The organism is Cupriavidus pampae (assembly GCF_914271485.1).
Classification (GTDB): Bacteria; Pseudomonadota; Gammaproteobacteria; order Burkholderiales; family Burkholderiaceae; genus Cupriavidus; species Cupriavidus pampae.
The window spans coordinates 160,174-181,614 of the sequence record NZ_CAJZAG010000012.1; the positions used below are offsets into that span (position 1 = coordinate 160,174).

Sequence of the window (21,441 nt, forward strand, 5' to 3'; positions counted from 1 at the left end):
TTCATGTTCAACTTCCTGCGCAAACAGAAGGATCAGCCTGTCCGGGCCGAACCCGTTGCTCGCCGAGCGTTGCCACGGGGCGCGGTTGCGGCGAACGCGAAGGCGACCGGAGCTGGCGAGACGCGCACCGCCTCGAACGTGGTTGCCATGCCGGCCCGCGCCCCGACGAATGGCGGCACGGACGGCGCGGCAAAAGCCCCCGCGCCAACGGTGGTTGTCATCGCCCAGTCCACAGATTTGCCCGCGCATTCGAGTGTCTTCAGCGGTCAGGACAAGTTCGGTCTAATTCGTCTGGACCCCGAGCAGGTGGGCATGCTTTGCGTCATCCGATGCAACCAGCACGAGGCCCGTGTGGTGTGGGGGCCCCGCTACGCCGGGCTGGCCAAGGCTCAGCGGATCGGCATCCAAACCGACATCAAAGGTCAGCTGAACCGACATGGGCTGTCGCTTGGCAAGAATGTCCACGTTACCGAGGAAGTGCTTAAGGGTCTGCTCAATGGTGCGAAAGACCGTGTCAGCACCGATGCCGACGTGGACGCCGCCAAGAGCACGGACAGCTATCAACTGTTCCAGACGTGGGGCGCCTACTGCGTCGAGAACGATGCCACAGACGTGCATATCGAAGTGCGCGGGCAGGTCGTGCACCAGCGATTCCGGATCGATACCGAACTGGAGTTGATGCGCGACCCCCCGCTTGTATTTCCTGAAGGGGCAAAGAACGCGATCGCGGTCGCCTACAACAAGACGGCGAAGGGGGGCACGATCTCCCACTCGAACTTCATGGAATCCGCATTCCAGTATGCGATGTTTCCGTTCGAGCATAAGACCAAGCCTTACAAGTTTCGTCTGCAGACGATCCCCACCGATGACGGCTTCGACATCATTATGCGGAAGCTTGAGGTGGGCCGTCTTGCAGCGTTCCCGCTCTTCGCCGAGACGGGCAAACGCTCGCAAGGGTTCGAGCTCTCGCAGCAGGAGATGATGCTGCGGGCCATGGATTCGGAGATGGGTGGCTTGATCATTGTCACCGGCGTTACAGGCTCGGGCAAGACGACGGCGGTCAAGGCGATGCTGGACTTCCAGCCCGGTGGCGCTGGCAAGAAGCGAATCGGCGTCGAGGATCCCAAGGAATACGACATCGACAACTACACCCCGATCACGATTCAGCGGGATGTGGGCGACCCTGAGGGGAGCAAACGCGCCTACAGCCTCGCCTACGCTTCGCTCATGCGTGGCGATTTGGACGTGGGCATGGTCGGCGAAATTCGGGACAACGTGTCTGTGAACGCCGCGATGGTGATCGCCGAGTCTGGTCACTTGGCGATCGGGTCGAACCACGCTCGTTCCATGATGGGCATCATCCCGCGTATGACCTCGCAGCAGATCGGCGGTGACCTGCACGCAATGACCGAGCCGGACATCTGGCGACTCATGGTCTATCAGTCGCTCGTACCGACGTTGTGTCCGCACTGCCGTATCGCAATCGCGGACGCGCCGGTCGGCATGCAGGAGGAAATGAGGTGGGTTGCAGAACACTACGAGGTTGATACTTCGGGGGTTTTTTTGCGCAACCACGACGGGTGCGAGAAATGCCGCCGTGGCGTGAAGGGCATGACTGTCATCGCGGAGGTCTATGAGCCCAGTAATGAGTTCTTGGACCTCATGCGCGAACGGCGCACGCGCGAAGCGCGCAAGCTGTGGCTGGCGAACTGGGACGGCAAGTTCGATAGCACCAATATGGTCGGCAAGACCGTTTATGAACATGCATTCCTGAAGATGCTCCGTGGCGCGGTGGACCCGTCGGTTGCACGCAACCGCGCGACGGGCCAGAACTTCCGGGACCATCTGCGCAATGTACGGGGCAAGCTATAAATGGGCCAATTGACTGAATGGCTATCAAACTTCCGGCTGTGGCTGGCGCGCTACTCGTTTAACAGCGGGCGCGAGGATTTTTACAAGGAGCTCGCGGAAGCGGTGAATGCCGGCGAAAGCGTGTCGGTTTTCCTTGCGGCACAAGTCGCGGAAGCGGTGAAGTACCGTGAAGCCAATGCGGCCATGCTGTATCGACGCATGTTGCGTCGTCAGGATGAAAAGCAGGGGCGGTTCTCGCACATGCTGGCGACCATCGTGCCGCAAGGCGACATCTTTGCGCTGACAGCGGTGGATGAAGTCGACGTCAAGGCAAAGAAGGTCGAAAGCTTGCTCTTTCTCGCAGATTCGGTGGTCCGCGTGCGAAAGATGGCGGGCATGGTCCTTGGCGCGCTGCAGACGCTCTTCACCATGCTGCCTGTCTTCGTCGTGTTTGCGGTCATCAACGCGGTGATGGTGGTGCCGGAATATGAAGCGATGGTACCGGTCGATCAATGGCCAGCGATCGGTAAATCGCTGTACTGGGTGTCCTTCAGCATCCGCAACTTCTGGTACGTCCAGTTTGTTTTCATTGTTGGCGTGATCTGGCTCTTCCTGCATTCGCTCGACAACTGGCGGGGCCCGACGCGTAGCAAGTTTGACAAGCGATTCCCATACAGCCTGTATCGCGATTTCCACGGGAACATCTTGCTGGTGCGTCTCGCGCAACTCTTGCAGAGTGACCTCGGTCTGAGCGAAGCGCTACAGATGTTGCGTGCGAAAGCGACGCCTTGGATGCAATGGCATTTGCATCGCATCCTGCGCAACATGGATGGCGATTTCAATTTGGACTACGCATCGATCTTTGACACGGGGGTGTTCTCGCGCCGTCTGCAGAAGCGCGTGGGCGCGCAAGCCCGGCGCGGCGAATTTAAACATGCGCTGGTCGAGATCGGCAGTGTCGGTATGGAGAACGTCATGGAAGACATGCGGCGGGCCAGCAATAAGATGAATCGGATCTCGCTGATCCTCTGCATGCTGGGCATTCTCTATTTCCACGTGGCTGTGCAGATCACGGCCAATGACGTCATTAGCAAAATGAGGCAAGAGACCGACATGATCCGATAGCCATTTCTTCTTTTCCGCTTTTCACTTTAATCAGCAACCCGCCTTACATATTTTCGGACGACAAGAACATGAGCAAAACCACGCTACTCAGAAAGCAGAAGGGTATGACAATGATCGAGATGGGTCTCGTCATCATCATTGGTGTTGTGCTGACGGTGATCGGTCTGCGGTGGTATCAAAGCACGCGCAATGACACGCGCCTGCAATCCGAGGTCAGTGAGATGACGCGCACGATGGCCAAGATTACGGACGCGTATCAAGCCGCGCCGGACTTCACAGGGCTCACCACGGCCGTGGCGATCGGGAATAACGTGTTCCCGACCGACAAGGTGAACGGTGCGCGTACGGCAGTCCTGAATAACTACAACGGCGCCGTGACTGTGGCGCCGGCGACATTGGTCAACGCGAACGACTCGGCTGCGCTGACTGCCGGCGCCTACGATCGCGACGCGTGCGCACAGCTGCCCAACAAGCTGGCGGGTGTGATGCGTCGTATCGACGTCAATGGCACGACCGTGAAGCCGGATGGTGGTGCAGTCGATCCGTCGCTTGTAAGTAATGCGTGTCTGGCGAACGCAAACCAGCTGACCTATTACGGCAGCAAGAGTTAAAGAAAAAATATTAATTCATTAGATCGTTGCACCGATTATTGGAAAATGACTCGCTACGCATGCGTTTTCCTTGATCGGGCAACGCATTGCTGCGCAGAATTGCGGTATCTCGGTGCGCGATGGTGATGCGCACCCCTTCCATTCCATCGGGAAGCCTGCAATGAAGAACAAGAATCCCAAGATCGGAACGCTGCGTCGGCGCGCGAAGCAGCGCGGCATGACGCTACTTGAGATTTCGCTGGGCGTTGCGATCAGCACGGTGCTGTTGACCGCCTATGCAACACGTGAGGTTGCCCAGCGCCTCGACGACAACGTCCGCGCGCAGGGCATGGCAATGAAGGGGCCGCTGCTGGGCGCCTTGAATCAATACCTGACCGAGCGTTACTCGCAGCTGGTCCAGCCCAACGGCGGGAGTATTCCCGGCGTGGCGAATCCACTGCGGCCGACGATTGCCGAGCTGCGGGCACTGGGGATGCTTAAGGACCCGGTGATGAACACCGCATACAACGGTGGCAATTACCGAATGGTCGTCACGCAATACCCGACTGGCTGTGTGGCAACCAACTGCAATCTGGATGCGTTGCTCTACGTGGACCGGCCGATCGTTGATTGGCGCAACAGCATCGACTACGCTCGCCTCGGGATCGCCATGCGAGCCATCGGTGATGACGGTGGGATGTCCACGGCGGCTGCGCCGGGCGCATTCACCGGTATGAATGCCAAGTGGTCAACCCCCAATCCAGCTGGCAATGTGCCGGGGCTGCTGGCGGCACGTACCGGGTACAACGCGGCGCAGTTCTCTCAGTTCTATCGGCGCGACGGCTCGCTGGCGATGACGAATGACGTTGCGGTGGGTGGCTATAGCATCCAGAACGCGAATGCCGTGAATGCCCAGAAGGTGAACCTGCCGTCGGGCAGTTCGCTTCAGGTAGGCAGCACCTATCTGTATGGCGATAGCGCCAACATGGCCCTGCGGTCGCCGTCTGGCTCTGTAGTCGTTCAAAACGGAACCTCGGGGGGCTATGGTGGCTTGTATACCGGCACGGCGACGGTCTACTCGAATGCTTCGATTTCAGGGAGTGCATCGGTGGGCGGCACCATGGCGGCCACCAACACGCAGGCCAATTACGCGTGGGCCAACGGTTCGGAAGTGAACTATTCGAACGTCTACGCCGACCAGACCGTCTACGGGAACCAGTCTGTTAATGGATCCCTGATCGCGCGCGGCATGGTGTATTTGCCTGCCATGGCTTGGGCCGGATATGGCTGCGGCGGCAACGGCATTACCACCGACCCCAATGGCGAAATGCTGGCCTGCAAGGGCGGTGTCTGGCAGATGGCTGGCGGATCCCCCTCCGGTACCCTGTGCGGAAGTTCTCAGATGGGGCGCAGCGACTGGGTCGGCGGTCACCTGTGTCAGGGCTACGATCCATGGTACAGCTGCCCGTCGGGCTACACGCAGGTCGCGATCGCGTCCATCAAGGGTGAACAGGTCAATAGCTGTATGAAGAACTGAGGGCTGGATCTCGGGGAACGGTGAATGGCGCAACGCAAGTTGCGCCATTTTCATTTTGGCGTCAGGGGGCGCGCTGGCCGGGGTGGTGCATGCGGCGTTATGCCGGCTTCCGTTTCCCTTGGCTCCCGTGGCCCGACGTTGCAGCTCATGCACTGTCGGTGAAGCGCGCACCCGCGGAATCGGCGCGCGTTTGTGGGTCATATGCACGGGCAAAAAAAAACCCGCTCAGAGAGCGGGGGGAAGAGTTAGAGAGGGTCAGTCTCTTGGGTTAGGCCGGCGGGTTGTTGCGCTTGTTGCTCGACGTCTTCGCCTTGATGTTCGTGATCTTGTTCGTGTAAGCGGTGCAAGCCGTGCTATCAAGGTAGTCGGACTGGCCGGTCGGCAGCGGGTAGCGTTGATAATAGCCAGCCTTGTCGCCCGATGCGCAGGCGTCAGCGGCGTTCTTGGCTTGGGTGATCGCCTGCACGTCGGTGTTGGGATTGCCGATGCCCATATCTGCGACGGTGAAGGCCGTCGTCTCGTCAAACACGCCCAGCACCCACTTGCCAACGTTCACGGCCGAGCCATCGGCGCGTTTCTGCGACGGGAAGCCCGTTTCGAAGGTCTGCGCGAGGATACGGTTAGCGACGCGCGACGGCAGGTCGTGATCGATGGCGTAGTACTCGATCGCGAGCAGACCGTCGGCGTATGCACTCAGCGTGTCCTGCGCCGAGCCCGGGACGATCGACAGGTAGTCGACACCAGCGTGGCCGTTGGCCACACCGCCGATGCGATTGTTGCCCGTTACGACCGACATGGCGCTCGACGAAGCCGTAGTGTAGGCGTCCTTGAGGGTCTTGCCTTGCTTTCCAGCCAGTTGCGTAAGGTAGCCCGATGCCACATTCGTGACAGGCGTAATTACAAACTGCGACAGCGTTGCGGTCACGTACGGGGCCACCAGTTCCAGCGTGCCGTTCGTCTGGGTCGAGGCGTCGGCCTCGGACTTGAACGTGCCGCCCGTGGCAACGAATCGAACCATGCCCTGCGTCGTCTGGCTCAGGGTCATCGCCCAATTGCCGTTGGCATCGGTCGTTGCCGTGCCCAGCGAAGCGCCGTTCGAGCCGTCCGGGTTCACCAGATAGGCCGTGACGGTCGCGCCAGCCGTGGCGTTGTTATAGACCGAGCCCGAGACAGAAACGGTCGGTGCGCCGGCATCCTTGCCCGTGTACGGGTCCGTCGGATTCTGTACTTGCGGTGTACTCGGTGCGGCCGGCGTGTTGTTTGCCGGGGTGTCACCGCCACCGCCGCCGCAAGCGGTCAGCAGCGCAGCGATGGAGGTAGCCAGCACGAGCTTGGCCAGATTTGCGGTAGCGATGTTCTTCATAATTGTTCTTCCCCGGTTAATGTCGGTACGCGGTTGACAACGGCCATCTAGCCGAAAACTTGAGCAGCCCCTGCTGCATCACCGCTGGTTGCGCATTTCACTCAACCATGAGCCGAATGATAAGTATCGTAACGATACTCCGTCAATAGAAAAAAAACGTTTTTGTCGTTCGACAATGTAATCATTTGTTTCCAAAACAGCCGGGATAGTAGCCGATTTCTGATAGCTACGGTGTGTCAGCGCGTCGAGGAAAGCGGGGTATGACGATGCCACAGAAAAGGTTAACGGGACATCACACGGCGGTGGGGTGCCGGAGCAGTCACGGCGCGTCCGCGCCGTATGTCGGAGCGGAGACCCGGCCAAGCACTACAGCGTTGACGCATTTAGGCTGCAGCCATGTGCCGAACGTCAGGAAGGCGGCGACTTGGAGGAAAGCGAGGTCTACCGAGGGGAGATCGCGGTTGAGGGCGCGTAGCGGATACGATAGAGGAATGCCCGTCTCCGCGACGATCGCCGCGTCTGCCCATGAACGCAGAGAGTGTGGCCGGACATACGGGCTGCGAGAGCCCGCATGCACGTGCCCTAGGATGATGGGTGCGTGGGCCGGGTCGGCCCGAAGCTTCAGAACATGCAGGCCGTCAGTCGCGCGCACGGCTTGAACTCTGTCCTGCGCATGCCGCAACGAACTGGTTCCCTGCTGCGCGCGTGCGGAACGCGCATCCGTGGCAATGGCCTCGCCGACTGCAAGCGGAATCCACGTCGCCTGTAGCACCGCGTGAGGTCTCTCGAACCAATAGGTCTGGCCAACCTGCGTGTCCGCAGGCAAGTCCGTCGCGTGATACACGCCACGCGCCAGATGGTCATATACCAGTGCGACGCGCCGGCCGGATCGCCAATCATGAAGAATCGTCCCAACGGTGGGTCCGTTTCGCGCGAAAGACGCTGCATGCAGCGGTTGTCCGTGCAGCACCGTTTCGTAGGGAGCGAGCGCGTCGTGACCCAAGCAGTCGCCGGCCGCCCACATCCACGCTTCGCGCTCGGTCCGGTGAAAACCGGCGGCACGGCCGTCGGGACGGACGTGACGATACCGCTGTAGCCGACCCGTTCCGTGTCCGGTCTCCGATTTTGGTACCGGTTCCACGCGATAACCCGATGCGGCAGCAGATTCGATCTCGCGCTGGATTCGCGCTTGGGTCGCATGGTGACGCGCCACGACGATCTCCGTATCGAGCCACGAGCGCTCGCCGACCACCACGCGCACGCGGCCAAGAATCTGCGACAGGGATTGCACGAGTGCCAAGGCTGCTGCCGGATGCAGGGCACGCGTGCCGCGAACCGTGGCCACGGCAGAGTCGGACACGGCAGAGAAGGCTCGCAAACACATGGGAAGCGTTGACCCGATGGCGTCGGATGCCGCCGGCGAAAAGGTCGCCGTCACATGACTGCCTTCGGCACCATGGCCAATGGCCTCGGCTAGGCTACCTCGCACCGCCTCGATCCCGCTGGCAGCAATCCAGCTATCGAAGCCGTCAGGCAGGTCGACGTCGAAGCGATCAGCGTCGACGGTACAGGTCGCGCGCGCAAACCGGTGCGCGGTGCCGTAAGCCCTCAGGATTGTGGCGTTGTCAAAGCGTGCAAGGAAGGCTTCTGGGCCCCCGGCGCGAGCGAGAACGTCGCCGGGATGGCGCAGATCTGCGGCCGCGAGGAGGAGGTAGGCGAGGGCGGTGTCGCCCTCGCAATGGGCGACGAGCTGGACCTTGGTAAGCGGCGGTACCAGCTCGCCATCGACGATCTCGTCCGCCTGAAAGACCGTGGCGTCGGCATCCAACGCATTGAAGTCCTGTTGATCCATGCGTCGGCGTGCGGTGGTGAAGTCAGGAGGGGGTGATGCCGGGCGACGCATCCTTTCCGGATGCGGGACCAAAGCTCTTCTGCATGGCCTTGTCGCGCGCCTTCTGGGCGACGTGGGCTTGCAGTTCATCCAGCGGCACATGCAGGCGCTCGTAGATGCGCGCATCGTTCAGGCTCGCAGCCCATGCGTGCCAGGCGAGTTCGGCAGCAAGACCGTCATCGGTCATGTTGGCCAGATCCTCGAACGACCGTGGCTTGACGTCGGCCCGGAAGTCGGCGGAGAAATCGTCGAGCTTACGGAGTGCCTCTTCCGTCAGCTCAACCAGAAATGCGCCTTTGGCCGCGTCATACGCGCCCAGACGGATGCCGGGCATGGATTCGAGCAACCTGCGTTCCGATTCCGGGGCCGCGATCGTGCCGTAGTAGCGCCCTGCAAAAATCAGGTTCATGCGCTCCTCCGACGGCTGTGGCATGGGCTTGCCGTCGGGCATCGTGACGTCATGGAACGTTAGCGGATAGCGCAGGAAGAAGCGCCCGTGGATGCTGTGCGAGCCAACCACCTGCTGCTTCGCGGAGAACGACGAGCCGTCCTCGAAAGCGAACTTCAGCGTCCCGTCGAGACCATCGGCGTAGACGGAAATATGGCGCACAGTCGCGTCCTTGAGATTGCCCTTGGCATCGACAATCGCCGTCGTCTTCCTCAGATTCTTGTTGACGAAGACGTCGCGAACGTAGTCGGCATGCTCCTGCGCCTTCTTCGCGATCGTTGCCTCGGCATCGTCGCGGACGGTGATGACGTAGACCTTGCGCGCGGCATCTCGCTTCACATCCACGAGCTCGCTGATATCGCTGGCGTGCCCGGGACGGTCTTTGAAGAACTCCGCAGGGCGCTGCGGCTTCTCGGCGTCTGCGACGGCCCCCAAGTAGCGGTGCAAGGTTCTGCGTAGCGCCTCGGCCTTGTGCTCGCGCACTTCATCGAACTTTTCGTTGACGATGCCCAGCAGCAAGTTGCGCACCAGCATGACGGTGGCGTTCTGGGGACGATTTGGGGCGAAGCGCTCCTTGCGTTCCTCAGCAGGCTTGGGTGGGGCTTTCTTGATGGCCTTCTTCTTGAGGTCATCCAGTGCGGCAGAGAGCGGCAGGATCTCTTCGTAAAGCGCCATCGCGGCCGTCATGGCCGGGCATTCAACCCGTAGCGCCTGCAACTTCTTGATGCGTCCCGGGATGGTGTGCGCGTAGGGAATGCTCCCCCAGATCAAGATGTCCTTGACGGCCTCCGGCGTATCGTCGCCCCGCGCCACATCCCGGAGCGACTGTTCCGCCTCGTCGATGGTGCGATTGACCGCTTCCTTGGCTTCGGTCAGCGTAACGTTGGGGATGGCATCCAGACGAATCCCCTCCGCGAGATGGGCGACCGCTTGCTCGAACCGCTGAAGCGAGCGGCCCTGCACGCTCGCGCGCAGCAAGGGGAAATTCTCGACAACAAGGCGGTCGGCGAGAGGCTTGGTCGATTCGGACATGTGTCGCCTCCTCAGGCGAGATCGAAAGCGGTGGCGGAGGGCAATTGTGCACGATCGGCGGCGGGGGCGGCCGGCTTGGACGCAAGGGCGTTCAGCTCACGGAGCTCTTCGAGCTTTAGCGGGCCAATAAAGCGACGCTCGATCGTGATCGCGTCTTGGCTGCCGGCGTCGGCCACTGCGCCATTGGGACGAATGAACCAGCCCCGCACTTCGGCGCTGTCTTGCACGGTCGCGGCCGATTCCGGCGTCAGCAGGACGTGCTGGTAGTTCTCCGCCTGCGCGGCCCAATACTTATAGACGAATCCATGCGCGAGCGCCTGCTGCACGTCGAATCGACCGTCGGGGTGCCGGATCGGCAGGGCATTGAGGGCGCGGGCAAGGATCGGCGCCAGTTGAGCCGCGTCGGCATCGCCGCTGGCGAGGAACACTGCGTCAGCCGCCATTTCGAGTTCTTCCGCGAGCTCGCCGCTCTGTGGGTTGAGCGGGTCGAACTGTTCGATCGCGTAAGCGATGCGGTTCTTGAGCGTCGGCACCGAGCGCATGCCCGTGGCAATGGCTGTGTCGAGCTTGTGGGCAAAGCCGGCGGCACTTAGCGACATGTCGTTGTCGACGAGTGCAACCTCGACCGACTTCGGCCAGCCGTTGGCGCGGTGGGTCACGGCACCCATCGAGAAATTGGTGCGGTTGTAGCTGGCGGGGGAGTCGAGATCGCGCATAGTTACCGTGGCGCCATCCTTGCTGAGCGGCTTGTAGTGCTCGCCTTTCCAACCTAGCGAACGCAGGGCGTTGCGTACGGCAATGATGCGGCCATTCATTAGGTGGTCGCAGATGTCCTGATTGCCCGCGACACGGGCGAAGGCCGCATAGTCGACCGCCTTCAGGAAATGCGGCACGTCGCTCGATCGCAGACCAGCTTCGCGCACGCTATCGAGCTCCCGATGGAGCGGCGTGCCGATGCCGAGTGTGGCCGCCAGTTCGCGACCATCAAGCGCCACGCTCACCACGGGCGTCGTGGCAAGGTGATGCTTCGCCGCCTCGGCGAAAGCGATGCGATATAGGGCGACTCGGTCCATCTCGTCGAGCAGGACACCGGGCTCGCTGCGGTAGCACAGCAGGGCCGCCGGTGCGAGCATGCCGCCCGCGTTCGGGCGCGAGATGGCTTCGGTGTGGAAAGCGACGAGGGTCATGCCGTCGCGGTGCACCGTGCCCTTGCCACCGCCCGAGTCGTTCTCCGATATGCACGCCGTCACGTAGTCAGGCGTCTTGCCCGAGACACCGTACTCCCAGCCCTTCAACGCGCGCTCGCGATGCACCGAGTCGGTGACATATCGCAGCGTATCCATCTGACGCAGCGCGGCCTCTCGCGAAATCTCCGTGACACCGGCGTGATCGGCGTCCACGGCAAAGAAGCGCGGGGCGTCCACCGTGGCGGCGGCGCGCCGGATCCGCTCGGCGTAAAACGGATGCAGACCCTGCGGGGCGATCGCGGTCCCGTTGGTGCCAAGCACCCAGATATGCGTGCCGCGTGCCGTGGAGGCGGTCAGGTCTTCCGTGACCTCGTGCAGCTTGTGGCCATTGGCTTTGAGCAGCGCATATTCAGGGTGTGTGAGAACGGCGTCCATGGCGTCGGCCACGGCGGCAAGACGCTGTGCGAGGGTGCTGGCGGTCATGATGAGGGCCCGGAGAAGAATCGCAGATCAGTAATCGAGGGAGGGGCCGGCGTTCGGTGTGGCGGCGGCCGGACGCGGGATCGTGGCAGAACGGGTCAGACGCTCGCTGTGCGCGCAAAACGAGGCAGTTGCCTCTTCGGCGGCGACGCCGTGCGCACTGGCCCACGCGAGGAGCGAGGCGGCGTCGGTATGGGTCGTGTGATCGGCCAGCCCACCACCGTGCACGCTGACCATTGTGCTGTCGCGGGTGAACACGTAATGGCCGGGCACCGACTCGTAGGCGGAGCCGAACCGGGCGGTGATGTCCATCAGCCAGTCGTGCTGCGGCGTCGAAAGCGGCGAATAGGTATTCAGGTTCCGCTGAATATTGCGCACGAAATCCCGCTCCCTCGGGGTCAGTGCCGCGTAGATCGGATCTTCCTGCGTCAGCAGGTTCACAGCGGCGCGCCGGCGGCGGTGCAAGGCTTCCTGCGCCGCCTCAAATGCCTCGCGCTCGCGCTTGGCGGCCGCCATGTGGTCGGGGTCGGACAGCTTGGCGAAGTCGATCACGGTGACCGCCCCTTACATGCCCAGCACGGGAGGCTTGTAGTCGTTGACTTCCGTGATGCGGATGCCGGTCTCCTTGCAGGCTGTCAGAGCCAGCAGATCGCCCCGCTTGGCCTGCGCGCAGACGAACTCGTAGGCGGCAATATCGCCGGCGAGACGCCCACCCGGTACCGCCGTGATCGTGAGACCTGCGGTGCCATCGTTAGCGGGCGTGATGCGCCAGCCTTGGCGCGCGGCGACGGTGACTTTTTCCGGTGTCCACGTCGTGTCCCGCTGGCCGACCGTCTGCAGTGCGATATCGCCCTCGCACAGGGCCTGCAGCTTGTCGTCGCACTCGCTGCCGCGTGGGAACGGCTTCTGCTCGCAGGTATCGCGAAACACCTTGCGCAAGGCGTCAGTCGTGCGGGTCACCGCGCTCAGCAGGCGTAACTGGTCGTCGGCACCCGGCAGGCCGAAGCGCTGCAGGTAGCTGCGGAACTGGCCGGTCGCCTCGGCCTGATCGTGCTGGCCACGGGCGATGAAATCCCTCTGAGCCTGCTCGGCGAACTGCAGGAACGCGTCGACCGCCGTCGGCAGCGGCGCTGCCGGAATCCTCGCCCGCAGTTGCCGCTCCAGCTCGGGGTCATCGCCCAGCGCGCGCAACTCCTCCGCGCGCACGAACAGGGGCAGCGGCATGGTCGGTTCCGCCTTGTCCCCGGCCGCGTTGACAAACCAGACTTCCGCGCCGGGGAGGAACCCCAGCGTTTCGGTGTCGCCGTTGGCCAGTACGGCATACGGGTAGGCCGTGTGGACGCTCGCGTGCTGGCGCAGGAGCACGCGGTCTTCCTGCAGTGCAGCAACCATATCGATCTGCTGCTCGTTCAGTTCCACCGGCTTGTGGCTTGTCATTGGGGTTCGCTCTCGGAAAAATGCGGCGTTACGGGGTAGGGGTGTCGTCCGGCCGCGAGGCGCGGGCGTACTGGGCGCGCAGCCGTTGACGGGCTTCATCCAGCAGTTCGGCACGCACTCGCTCGTGCAGGCCATCGATGACGACCTTCTGCTCGAACGGCAGGCCGGCCACAGCGGCCTTCTCGATGCTGTGCACCATGGCGCTGCCGTTGTCGGCGCCGAACAGTTCCTTGTCGACGGCGGCGGTCACCAACGTGCGCAGCGACTTCATGTGGTCGACGTAGGCGCTCTGGGCGCGCGGATCGTTGTCGACGCTGGCCGCGAAGGCCATGGCGGCGGCCCTGTTACGGGCACCGGCGATCCCTTCGGGATTGCCTACCGCCACAAAACGGGTGCGCGCCATCGGATGCAGCAACTGGCCGAGAAAGGCGCGAAACGCGTTTTCACTCTTCAGAGCCTTGGACATCTCGATCGCGCCAATCTGGACCGCCTTCGGCGCCATGGCGACCAGCTCGCGAGCGTGCTCCGGATTGTCGGCTAGAGGCGGATTCAGCACATAATCGGTGAGCTTCTCGGGGGGGAGCCCCTTGATTGCCGCCATGCCAGCAATGCTGGACTCGAAAGCGGCGTCCGCACCGGTGCCCTTGAGCATCAGGGCGGCAATATCGGCCAGCGGCATGGTCGCCAGCTTGGTGGCGGTGGAGGGCGCGCGTTCTTGGAGGTCGTAATACATTTCGCTGTCCTTGAATTAGTCCGGACTCGAATGATAGAGGGTCGCGTCAGCGGCGGCCGAATTCCGGCGGGCGATGCTGTCCCGGGCGGTCTGCTGCAGCCGGGCGCTGGCGATCGGGCTGAAGGCCCGTTGAACCACACCGCCGGGCTGGGCCAGCGCCTGCAGGACATCGTCTGGGGCATGGCGATTGGCCGCCACGGCGGTCAGTTCGGCCGCGCCGAACGCCACATCGTGGGTCGAGACAATGCGGCGCAACGATTCGGGATCGCGGATGCCGGCGATGGCGGCAAGGCGCACCGTGCGGTCCGCCGTCCCCTTGTAGAAGGCCTCGCATAGCTTGGCAAACTCGTTCGTCCCGTCATACAGCGCGGCCTGTTCGGCAGCGTTTTCGGTGATGCGCAACTGGACCAGCGAATCATCGGTCTCGGCCCACATGGCCTGCATGACCGACGCAGTCAGCGCCGGGTTATGGGCCAGCACGCGCTGCAGCGCGCGATCATCCTTGAGGACGCTATCCGTCGCCAGCAGGCGCTGCGTTTGCTCCGGAATGTGCTTGTTGCTCGCCAGCGTGCGCATGACTTGCCGGTGATGGACGAACATCGCCTGCAGGTAGTGCAACTCGTGCGGATGCGTGGAGCTCTCCGCGATGTGGACCGTGGCCCGCAACGCGTCGGTCAGTTCCGGCTTCGCGGCCAGCATGACGTCGACCTTCAGGCCGTTGATCTTGGATTCGATCTCGGCAAGGTCGTTGATGGCGGAAAAGGCGGCGAGGCGCTCACCGGGCAGCACGACGGCCGAACCATCGCGTGGCACGAGGCCTGCATCGAGCGCGAGCGCACGCATGTCAGCAAACGAGCCGAAACGCCCCGTGCCGGGCGGCGGGGCCTCCATGGCGGTCAGCGCGGCGAGCGACGGATTCATTGGAGCACCTCACCGGTCGTCGGACCCGCCATCAGCAGCTCACCCGGCAACACGCCGATGGCTTCGAGGGCGATGGCCTGAAACTCGGACCGGAAGGCGAAGTAGTAGACCCCATCGGTGGACAGATAGGTGAACTGGCGCTCGCTCGTGCCCGGCATGGCGTCGTCGGCGACCGCCTGCAGCAGCTCAACCGTATTGGCATCGAGCTTGAGCGCGGCGCGCGGGTCGAGTGGTTCCTCGTTAATGGCCACGGCGGCGCCCGGGCGCTTGACCGCCAGCAGGTCGAATCCGGGGAGGATGGCTGGCACCAGCAGCGGCCGCTCGCCGGCCTCGGCCAGTGCGACGTCGATGCCCCTCAGGGCCGCGACGATCTTTTCCTGCAGCGCCTCCATGTAAAACGAGCCGCCCACGGTACTGCCGAGGACGGTGCGGGCACGTTCGCTCGCGGACTGCGCAAACTTCACTCGTTCAGCGTGTTGCATATGTGTGGCCTCGAATCGTAGAAACCAATGAAAGACTGGGTAGGTATTGGTATGATTCTACGCACACAGATTAGAAACACCAAAAATGGCCATATTTATGCGCCATGGATGATTTAAGCGCGCGTAGGAATACGAAATAAATATTTAAATGACGTCCAAATTCACCATTGGGAGCCAAAATGGCTAATCCATTTACGCCGCAATCGGGAGATGCGGCAGTCGAGATGCTGAAGCTGGTGTTCGGTCCGGTGATGGATGCCATCGTCCCGGGGATCCAGCAGACAGCGACGACGCCCAGCAGTGGCATGCTGGCCGAGGCCTTCCGGATGTTCAATTCGGGCGTCCTCATGTTCGGCAGCCTGATCGTGACCTACGTGACCATGATGGGTATCGTCAACACGGCCAACGACGGGGAGGCGCTGGGCAAGCGATGGTCGACGTTCTACACGCCGCTGCGAACGTTTTCTGCAGCGGCCGCGCTGATCCCGGGCTCGTCCGGATACGCCGCGATCCAGATCATGATGCTCATCATCGTGTCGTACTCGATCGGCTTTGCCTCCACGATGTGGAAGGGGCTGAACGAGTACATGCTGGGCACGAACGTGGCCAATGAGGCCGTCAAGAGCATCGTCAAGGATCCGGCATTTGATTCGATCGCCGTCAACGCAATGCGAATGACCTTGTGTGCCAAGGGAATCAACGCGGCGATGAAGGCGGTGTCCCCGGATTCGCAGGTGAATCTCCAGTACATCAAAACCGATGCGGCGCCGGACAAATCGTCTGCGGGTGCGCAGATCAACAAGACGACGTTTGCGTTCAGCGATCCCAAGTGGCCCAACAGCGAGTCGCTCTGCGGGCAAATCGTGATGCAGAGCACATACATGGCGCCACCGCGCAGCGGCTCGAAGCTCGCGAATGACGTGGCGCCGTCGATCAAGGAAGCCGTTTATCAGGTGCGCGCGCGATATGTGGAGTCGTTCTTTACTGGCGACTTTGCGCAACAGGCGGACCGGCTCGCGCAGGCGGCCGTGACGGACGGCGCCACTTTCAGCTCGCAGAACTTTGCAAAGCTGATCGATGACATGAAAGACCGCCAGATGGCGGACATCGTCAGCGCCGTCAGCAATGCGATCAGCCAAGGGGAAAATGGCGGGACGCTCAGCAGCCTGACAGACAAGGGCTGGGTCTATGCCGGCTCCATGTACCGGGAGATGGGCCGTCTGAAGGACGCTGTACGCAATACGACAACGTCATCGTCGAACTTCATTGCGGGGGCGGATAGCCCATTAGAGCGCGTCCTGACCGGCGATACCCTGATTGCCGCGAATGCCGTGTTGACGCAGTACAACGCGGTCGCTGCCGAACTAAGCCACCGTGTTTTTCAGATGGCCTCGCAGAATAGCTCGAACGAGCCGGTGGTCCCGAAGCTCAAGACCAACTTCTCTGTCGCGGATATGACCGATGGTGATGGCGCGAAGGGGCAAATCAACGGGTTCTTTAACCGGATTAGCAATTCTTATCTGACAGGTGCAATCTACTATCTGGAAGATCCCGACGCGGATCCAATCATGAAGATCAAGAACCTCGGTGACTGGATGGCAACCGTAGGCGAAACGATCATCTTGGCCAAGGCAATCGTCATTGCGAGCCTGACAGCGTTGAAGGTTACATCCGTTGCCTCGCTGATACCGGGTACGTCAGGCGTCGGCGGCGTCGTTGCCGGGATCCTTCAATACATCATCGAGATGTGGAGTGCGTTCGGGCCCTCGATCATGGCCCTGATGTACCTTGGCTACTATCTGGGCATCTGGATTCCCATGGTGCCGTTCTTCATGTTCGCGACCGGCGTGGTCGGGTGGCTGGTGTTTGTCGTTGAAATGATGGCCGCAGGGATGTTGTGGGCGGCGGCGCACACCACGCCGGCACGAGAGGACAGTTTTATTGGCAGCCAGACACAGGGCTACATGTTGCTGATGTCCGGGTTCTTCCGCCCGGCACTCATGGTGATCGGCTTAGTCGCGAGCAACGCACTACTGTATCCGGTGACCTCATACCTGAACGAAGCCTTCCTGAGCTCTTTCCGGTCACTGCAGGCGGACTCGGTGACGGGTCTGTTCTCTTTGGCCATGTACATGCTGATCTACTGCATCGCAATCACGGCGTGCTACATGCTGCTGTTTGCACTGCCACAGGCGCTGCCGGACAACATCCTGCGCTGGATTGGTGCGGGTGTGGGCGATCTCGGTGAAAAAGGCATGGCGAGCAAGCTCGAAGGTTCGGCCAGTACGCAAGCGCGGCAAGCGGCGGTGTGGGGCTCTTCGGGCGGTCAGAAGTTCAGCGGGCTGCAGGGCGAAAAGCGCAATAAGGTGGATCGCGACAAGGCGGCTGCGGCGCAAGAGAAGGCGACCAACGCACGTCACGACGCCCTGATGGGTGCACTTGGTCAAAGCCGTAACGACCCAGTCGGCGAGACCGGCCAGTCGACCGTTAGTGGGCTCAGCGATATGTGATCGAACGTATCGCTGTATAGGGGGACGGTGCGATCACGAAGAGGCAGCGTACCGTTCGCTAAAAACAAGAAAGGCCGGTATTGTCCCGGCCTTTCTTGTTTGTAACATTCAGTTCACGGCGCAGGCACGTACCACGGTCGCTTCTTCATCTCCGCCGGCATGCTGCGGACGTCACGAAGGATGTAGCGCTTACTGATCGATTCGTCCAAGTTCGCATCGAACTTGCGCGACAAAATTTGGTGCGCCTGTTTCACGGCATCCGCCTCGTCCGCGCCAGTAACACGGGCGAGTTCGCGCGCAAAAATTTCGAGGGTTTCGCGGGCGGCCTTAGACAGTGCCGCAACTTCATTGCGCTCAGACATCGAGGCATCAAGATCTTGCCGCAGCTTGCTCATGGCATCATTTCGCGCCCTGATGGCTACCACTGCGGCGGCTACGGCGTTGCCGCTTTCATCCGAGGCGGGAAGGCGATCCACAGCCGGCGTCGGACGCCGCCCGATTCGGGCGAGGTCTTCTTGCAGGCCCATCGCGTCTTCAGCATTCATCATGAAATAGCTCCTTGGTTTTCGCTACTGTATCCCGTCACGGCCAAACGCGCCACGGTCGGGCTGGGTTGACCCGATCCAAAGAGCCGCGCTACCGGGGCGCCGTCTTGGGGCTGCCGTCCAGCCGGATCGCGGGCAACCACGTGTGGCTGTCAGGAGCTCGCGTGACCGTGCCACGCACGGTCACGCGCTGGCCGGTGAACGGCCGCGCCTGCGCTACGTCCAGCCCGCTCAGTTCCCAGACGACATGGCTATCTGTCTCCAGCATAACCGTCGGGAAGGGCTCATTGCCCTTGATATGGATCTCGCCGATAAGCGTCAGCGGCGAGCCGGCGGTTGGCGCTGCTGCGCAGCCAGCGACGCTGACGAGCGCCACAGCTGCAACCATCGATTTCTGCACAATCCTCTCCAAATGATAATGGGGCGGCCGTGGCCGCCCCATTGGCTAAGCGCCTTACTGGATGACCACGGACAATGTGGTGCCAGCGGGGATCTTCACGGTTTCACTATACGTGCCGTTGACGGCCTTCCGCACCACCGGCAGGCTGGCGTAGGGCTGCAGAGCTGTCGGCACGGATTGCGTGAGCGTGCGGTACGGAGCTTGCGCCACCGGGTCGATCAGCGGCAGGACGAATCCGCTGTCCAGACGCGTCGGATAGCCAAAGCCAGCCGGGCTGCTCGCCGCCGGCATCAGCGACGTGGCCGTGGCCGCGAAACGGCGCAGCTGGTCGGTGAAGCCCGAGGTCGGGACCGTGGCCTTGATCGCGTTGTCGAGAACGGTCACCGAGTCGGTGCTGCTGGTGTTAGCGAGCAAGTTCTTGAAGAAGCCAAGCCCCAGCTGGCGATCGAGGAAGCCACCGAAAGAGCCCGACACGGAATAGCTGTCACAGCTTGCGCCAAACGGCGTCCAGTCCAGCAGGCTGCAATTGTAGGAGCCAGCCTTGTAGCCCACATAATTCGGGAAACGCACGTCGCGGACGTTGTTGTACGTCGGGTCGATAGTATGGCTCGCGAAGTCCTCCATCATCATCGCGCTCGCTTCCTCCAGCCACGTGTCGAACTGATACTGATTGCCGGCGACTACGCCGCGACGGTAGAAGTTCTGCATATGCATGCCCTCGTGCGCCATCGTCATGAGCATAGCCTGCAGTCCCGCCGGGCCACCCAGATAGAGCGTTTCGGCATCCAGATAGAGCGATACGGATTCGTTGCTGAAAGGGTTGGAGCTTCCACGCACAATGTTGTTACGGCTGAAGAAGTAACCGACCATGCCATACGGGGTCGCATTGCGATCGAAGTTCAGGATCACGATGTCGATCGGCTGGCCGCTGCCGGCGATCAGGTTCGAATAGTTGTGGGCACCCCATGCCGGGCCGCCCACCGACTTGAGCATGTCGTAGATCTTGCCGCTCGATGCGAAGCCGCTCACGATGCTGTCGAGAATGGACGAACTGATCTTCGTCGGATCGCTCTCGCCGTCCTCCACCCACACGTTCAGCGTCGTGCCATCCGAGAGCGTGGTCTGGCGCAGCAGCGTGGCCGAGCGAGCCGTATTGTCCGAGTGGTACCACGACTTGGTGTCGTTGAGGACCGACGCGGTCGGGCCAGCGAAGATCGAGCGGGCAGGGCCGTTTGCCTTGGCGCCGGCCAAGCTCACCCAGCCATTGCGGTTGAATTCGGCGATACGGGCCTTCTCGGCCTCGCCGCCATCATCGAAACGCAACTGGCTCGCGGCGATCGACGGGTAATAGGAAGCGGTGAGCGAGATTGCCGGCATCGCCTGCGCCGCAGCGGTCATGTTGGAGAAGACGAGCGTGACATCCTGCCCCTTCACACCGGAAATGCTGAGCGGAACGTCGACGGCCGATGCCGAGGCGTTGACGCTTTGCCAGACGCCCACGCCGCTACCTGCGTAGGTATGGTCGTCGACGGCACCGCAGTTGGTGCACGCAGCGGTGACGAGGCTCGCCGGCGCGGATGTGCCGCCGGTGCCCGGGTTGTTCGACGTGCCACCGGTGGTGGGCGTCGTCGTGTCAGTAGTGGTTGTCGCCGTGGAGGCATGGGTGGCGGAACTATCATCACCGCCGCCACCACATGCGGCAAGGGCCGCCGCAGTCAGCAGTGCCAGTGCAAAGGACCCCGGACGAGACAAATTGCGCGAACGCATCAAGATTTCTCCTTGTTATCAAAGTCTGCGCCGAAGTCGGCGCATTGCTTGCCTTATCGGCAAGAGGGCTGGCAGCGGACACCCCGCGTGTCGGGGGTGCCCGGATGCGATCTGATGGATGGCAAAACTCGGCGATTTACGCGGTGCAGATTGCAGATGCCGTCGCTACGCTCTGGGCCGGCCGATAACCCGGCAAGCTGCGTTCAGCACAAAAATGCTCGAATGCCCGAACATCAAAGGTCGCGTCCAGTTCGCGACCCGGGCCGACATAGTCGAAGAGCGCCCGCGCGATCACGGCCGTTGCATCGACGATGTGCGGCACGCCTGTGGAGGCCACCCGCGCGAGCAGGGGCGCGAGATCCGTGCGCGTAGCGGCTGCACGGAAGTCCGCGACGCTGTACGCGGGCGCATGCGGATCCACGGGCAGATATGCCGGCCACGCCAGATGGGGACTGTCATCGAACGCAGCGGCGATTTTGGTGCCGCGAGGCGCCGCATTGGCGATCGCGAAGGCTTCGAATTCGCGGGTGCTGATGCGGCGGGCATCTTGTGGCACGTCGTGCCCGGGCAGGTGCTCCAGATGTCTGCGGATGGCCGGGGCGCTGGTTTCGTCGTGCACGAGCAATTCGCACGCCAATGTGCGGGCGCGGTCTTCGTGGCCCCGGTGATAGGCCGCAAGCAGAAACAGATGCCCGTCGACCAGCTCGAAAACACCATAGCCCTGCGGACGTGGCTCGCGCGAATAGAGGGGGGTGACGGGAAGGCTGCCATCGGCCTCGGGTCGCACGTGGATGGGCAACACGAAAAACTGCCGTGCGGCGCGGCCGCCGGCGTGGCTATACCAGTCCGCTGCGGTGGCAATGGCATCCCACGCGAACAGATCAATGGCGCGGCGATCCCATCCCTGTACGTGGATGTTGTAGGTCTCGACGGCAGCGTGGGCATGATAGAGCCGTGCGCGCACGAGCTCGTCGCCGTGTGCGAAGATGGCAAGCGTGTCGCGATCTTCGAAGGCGGCACGCTGGTATGCGACGGACAAGGCTTCACGCTTGCGCTGCTGGGTGGCGACGTCCCAGTGGAATTGCTGGGCAATCTCGGCGAGCTGTTGGGCGGGTCTCATGACGGTATGGAGGAGGATGGGC

18 protein-coding genes are annotated in these 21,441 nt (G+C 62.2%); 5 read left to right on the forward strand and 13 right to left on the reverse strand.

The window, feature by feature from the left end; translation table 11 throughout:
- Positions 1–3: 3 nt before the first annotated feature.
- From LDO41_RS27995 to LDO41_RS28010, 4 genes are all read left to right on the forward strand, one after another.
- Positions 4–1,872 carry an ATPase, T2SS/T4P/T4SS family gene (locus tag LDO41_RS27995; RefSeq protein WP_223994242.1) on the forward strand — a complete coding sequence of 623 codons (1,869 nt, stop codon included), beginning with the start codon at positions 4–6 and terminating at the stop codon, positions 1,870–1,872.
- Positions 1,873–2,976, forward strand: a complete 1,104-nt coding sequence (locus LDO41_RS28000; RefSeq protein ID WP_223994243.1) for a vWA domain-containing protein — start codon at positions 1,873–1,875, stop codon at positions 2,974–2,976.
- A gap of 104 nt (positions 2,977–3,080) precedes the next feature.
- Positions 3,081–3,587 carry a type 4 pilus major pilin gene (locus tag LDO41_RS28005; RefSeq protein ID WP_223994245.1) on the forward strand — a complete coding sequence of 169 codons (507 nt, stop codon included), beginning with the start codon at positions 3,081–3,083 and terminating at the stop codon, positions 3,585–3,587.
- Positions 3,588–3,747: 160 nt separating this feature from the next.
- Positions 3,748–5,103: a prepilin-type N-terminal cleavage/methylation domain-containing protein gene (locus tag LDO41_RS28010; protein ID WP_223994247.1), complete on the forward strand. Its 1,356-nt coding sequence runs from the start codon at positions 3,748–3,750 to the stop codon at positions 5,101–5,103.
- 268 nt (positions 5,104–5,371) lie between these two features.
- Here LDO41_RS28010 and LDO41_RS28015 read toward each other — a convergent pair whose 3' ends face one another.
- From LDO41_RS28015 to LDO41_RS28055, 9 genes are all read right to left on the reverse strand, one after another.
- A complete protein-coding gene (locus tag LDO41_RS28015) occupies positions 5,372–6,466 on the reverse strand; it encodes a hypothetical protein (RefSeq protein ID WP_223994249.1) in 1,095 nt (364 codons plus the stop codon).
- 319 nt (positions 6,467–6,785) lie between these two features.
- The gene (locus tag LDO41_RS28020; RefSeq protein WP_223994251.1) at positions 6,786–8,318 is read right to left on the reverse strand and encodes a hypothetical protein; all 1,533 of its coding nucleotides are present in this window, start codon (positions 8,316–8,318) and stop codon (positions 6,786–6,788) included.
- Between the two features lie 22 nt (positions 8,319–8,340).
- A complete protein-coding gene (locus LDO41_RS28025; protein WP_223994252.1) occupies positions 8,341–9,837 on the reverse strand; it encodes a hypothetical protein in 1,497 nt (498 codons plus the stop codon).
- Between the two features lie 11 nt (positions 9,838–9,848).
- The gene (locus LDO41_RS28030; protein WP_223994254.1) at positions 9,849–11,507 is read right to left on the reverse strand and encodes a hypothetical protein; all 1,659 of its coding nucleotides are present in this window, start codon (positions 11,505–11,507) and stop codon (positions 9,849–9,851) included.
- A 27-nt stretch (positions 11,508–11,534) separates the two neighbouring features.
- Positions 11,535–12,056 (reverse strand): hypothetical protein, encoded by a 522-nt coding sequence (locus LDO41_RS28035; RefSeq protein ID WP_223994256.1) that lies wholly within the window; start codon positions 12,054–12,056, stop codon positions 11,535–11,537.
- Positions 12,057–12,068: 12 nt separating this feature from the next.
- Positions 12,069–12,941, reverse strand: a complete 873-nt coding sequence (locus tag LDO41_RS28040; RefSeq protein ID WP_223994258.1) for a hypothetical protein — start codon at positions 12,939–12,941, stop codon at positions 12,069–12,071.
- A gap of 28 nt (positions 12,942–12,969) precedes the next feature.
- Complete coding sequence (locus LDO41_RS28045; protein ID WP_223994260.1) at positions 12,970–13,674, reverse strand: hypothetical protein; 705 nt, start codon at positions 13,672–13,674, stop codon at positions 12,970–12,972.
- 15 nt (positions 13,675–13,689) lie between these two features.
- Positions 13,690–14,595, reverse strand: a complete 906-nt coding sequence (locus tag LDO41_RS28050) for a hypothetical protein (protein WP_223994262.1) — start codon at positions 14,593–14,595, stop codon at positions 13,690–13,692.
- On the reverse strand, positions 14,592–15,077 hold the full coding sequence (locus LDO41_RS28055; RefSeq protein WP_223994264.1) for a hypothetical protein: 486 nt from the start codon (positions 15,075–15,077) through the stop codon (positions 14,592–14,594). Before LDO41_RS28055 ends, LDO41_RS28050 begins: the two co-directional genes overlap by 4 nt.
- Before the next feature lie 179 nt (positions 15,078–15,256).
- Here LDO41_RS28055 and LDO41_RS28060 point away from each other — a divergent pair, with 179 nt between their 5' ends.
- Complete coding sequence (locus tag LDO41_RS28060) at positions 15,257–17,587, forward strand: DotA/TraY family protein (protein WP_223994266.1); 2,331 nt, start codon at positions 15,257–15,259, stop codon at positions 17,585–17,587.
- Between the two features lie 113 nt (positions 17,588–17,700).
- Here the strand turns inward: LDO41_RS28060 and LDO41_RS28065 are convergent, their stop codons facing one another.
- From LDO41_RS28065 to LDO41_RS28080, 4 genes are all read right to left on the reverse strand, one after another.
- Entirely contained in the window at positions 17,701–18,135 is a 435-nt protein-coding gene (locus LDO41_RS28065) for a hypothetical protein (protein WP_223994268.1), read from the reverse strand.
- An 88-nt stretch (positions 18,136–18,223) separates the two neighbouring features.
- Entirely contained in the window at positions 18,224–18,520 is a 297-nt protein-coding gene (locus LDO41_RS28070; protein ID WP_223994270.1) for a hypothetical protein, read from the reverse strand.
- Between the two features lie 66 nt (positions 18,521–18,586).
- Complete coding sequence (locus LDO41_RS28075) at positions 18,587–20,299, reverse strand: M30 family zinc metallopeptidase (RefSeq protein ID WP_223994272.1); 1,713 nt, start codon at positions 20,297–20,299, stop codon at positions 18,587–18,589.
- A gap of 136 nt (positions 20,300–20,435) precedes the next feature.
- Positions 20,436–21,419 (reverse strand): hypothetical protein, encoded by a 984-nt coding sequence (locus LDO41_RS28080; protein WP_223994274.1) that lies wholly within the window; start codon positions 21,417–21,419, stop codon positions 20,436–20,438.
- Between the last annotated feature and the right edge of the window lie 22 nt (positions 21,420–21,441).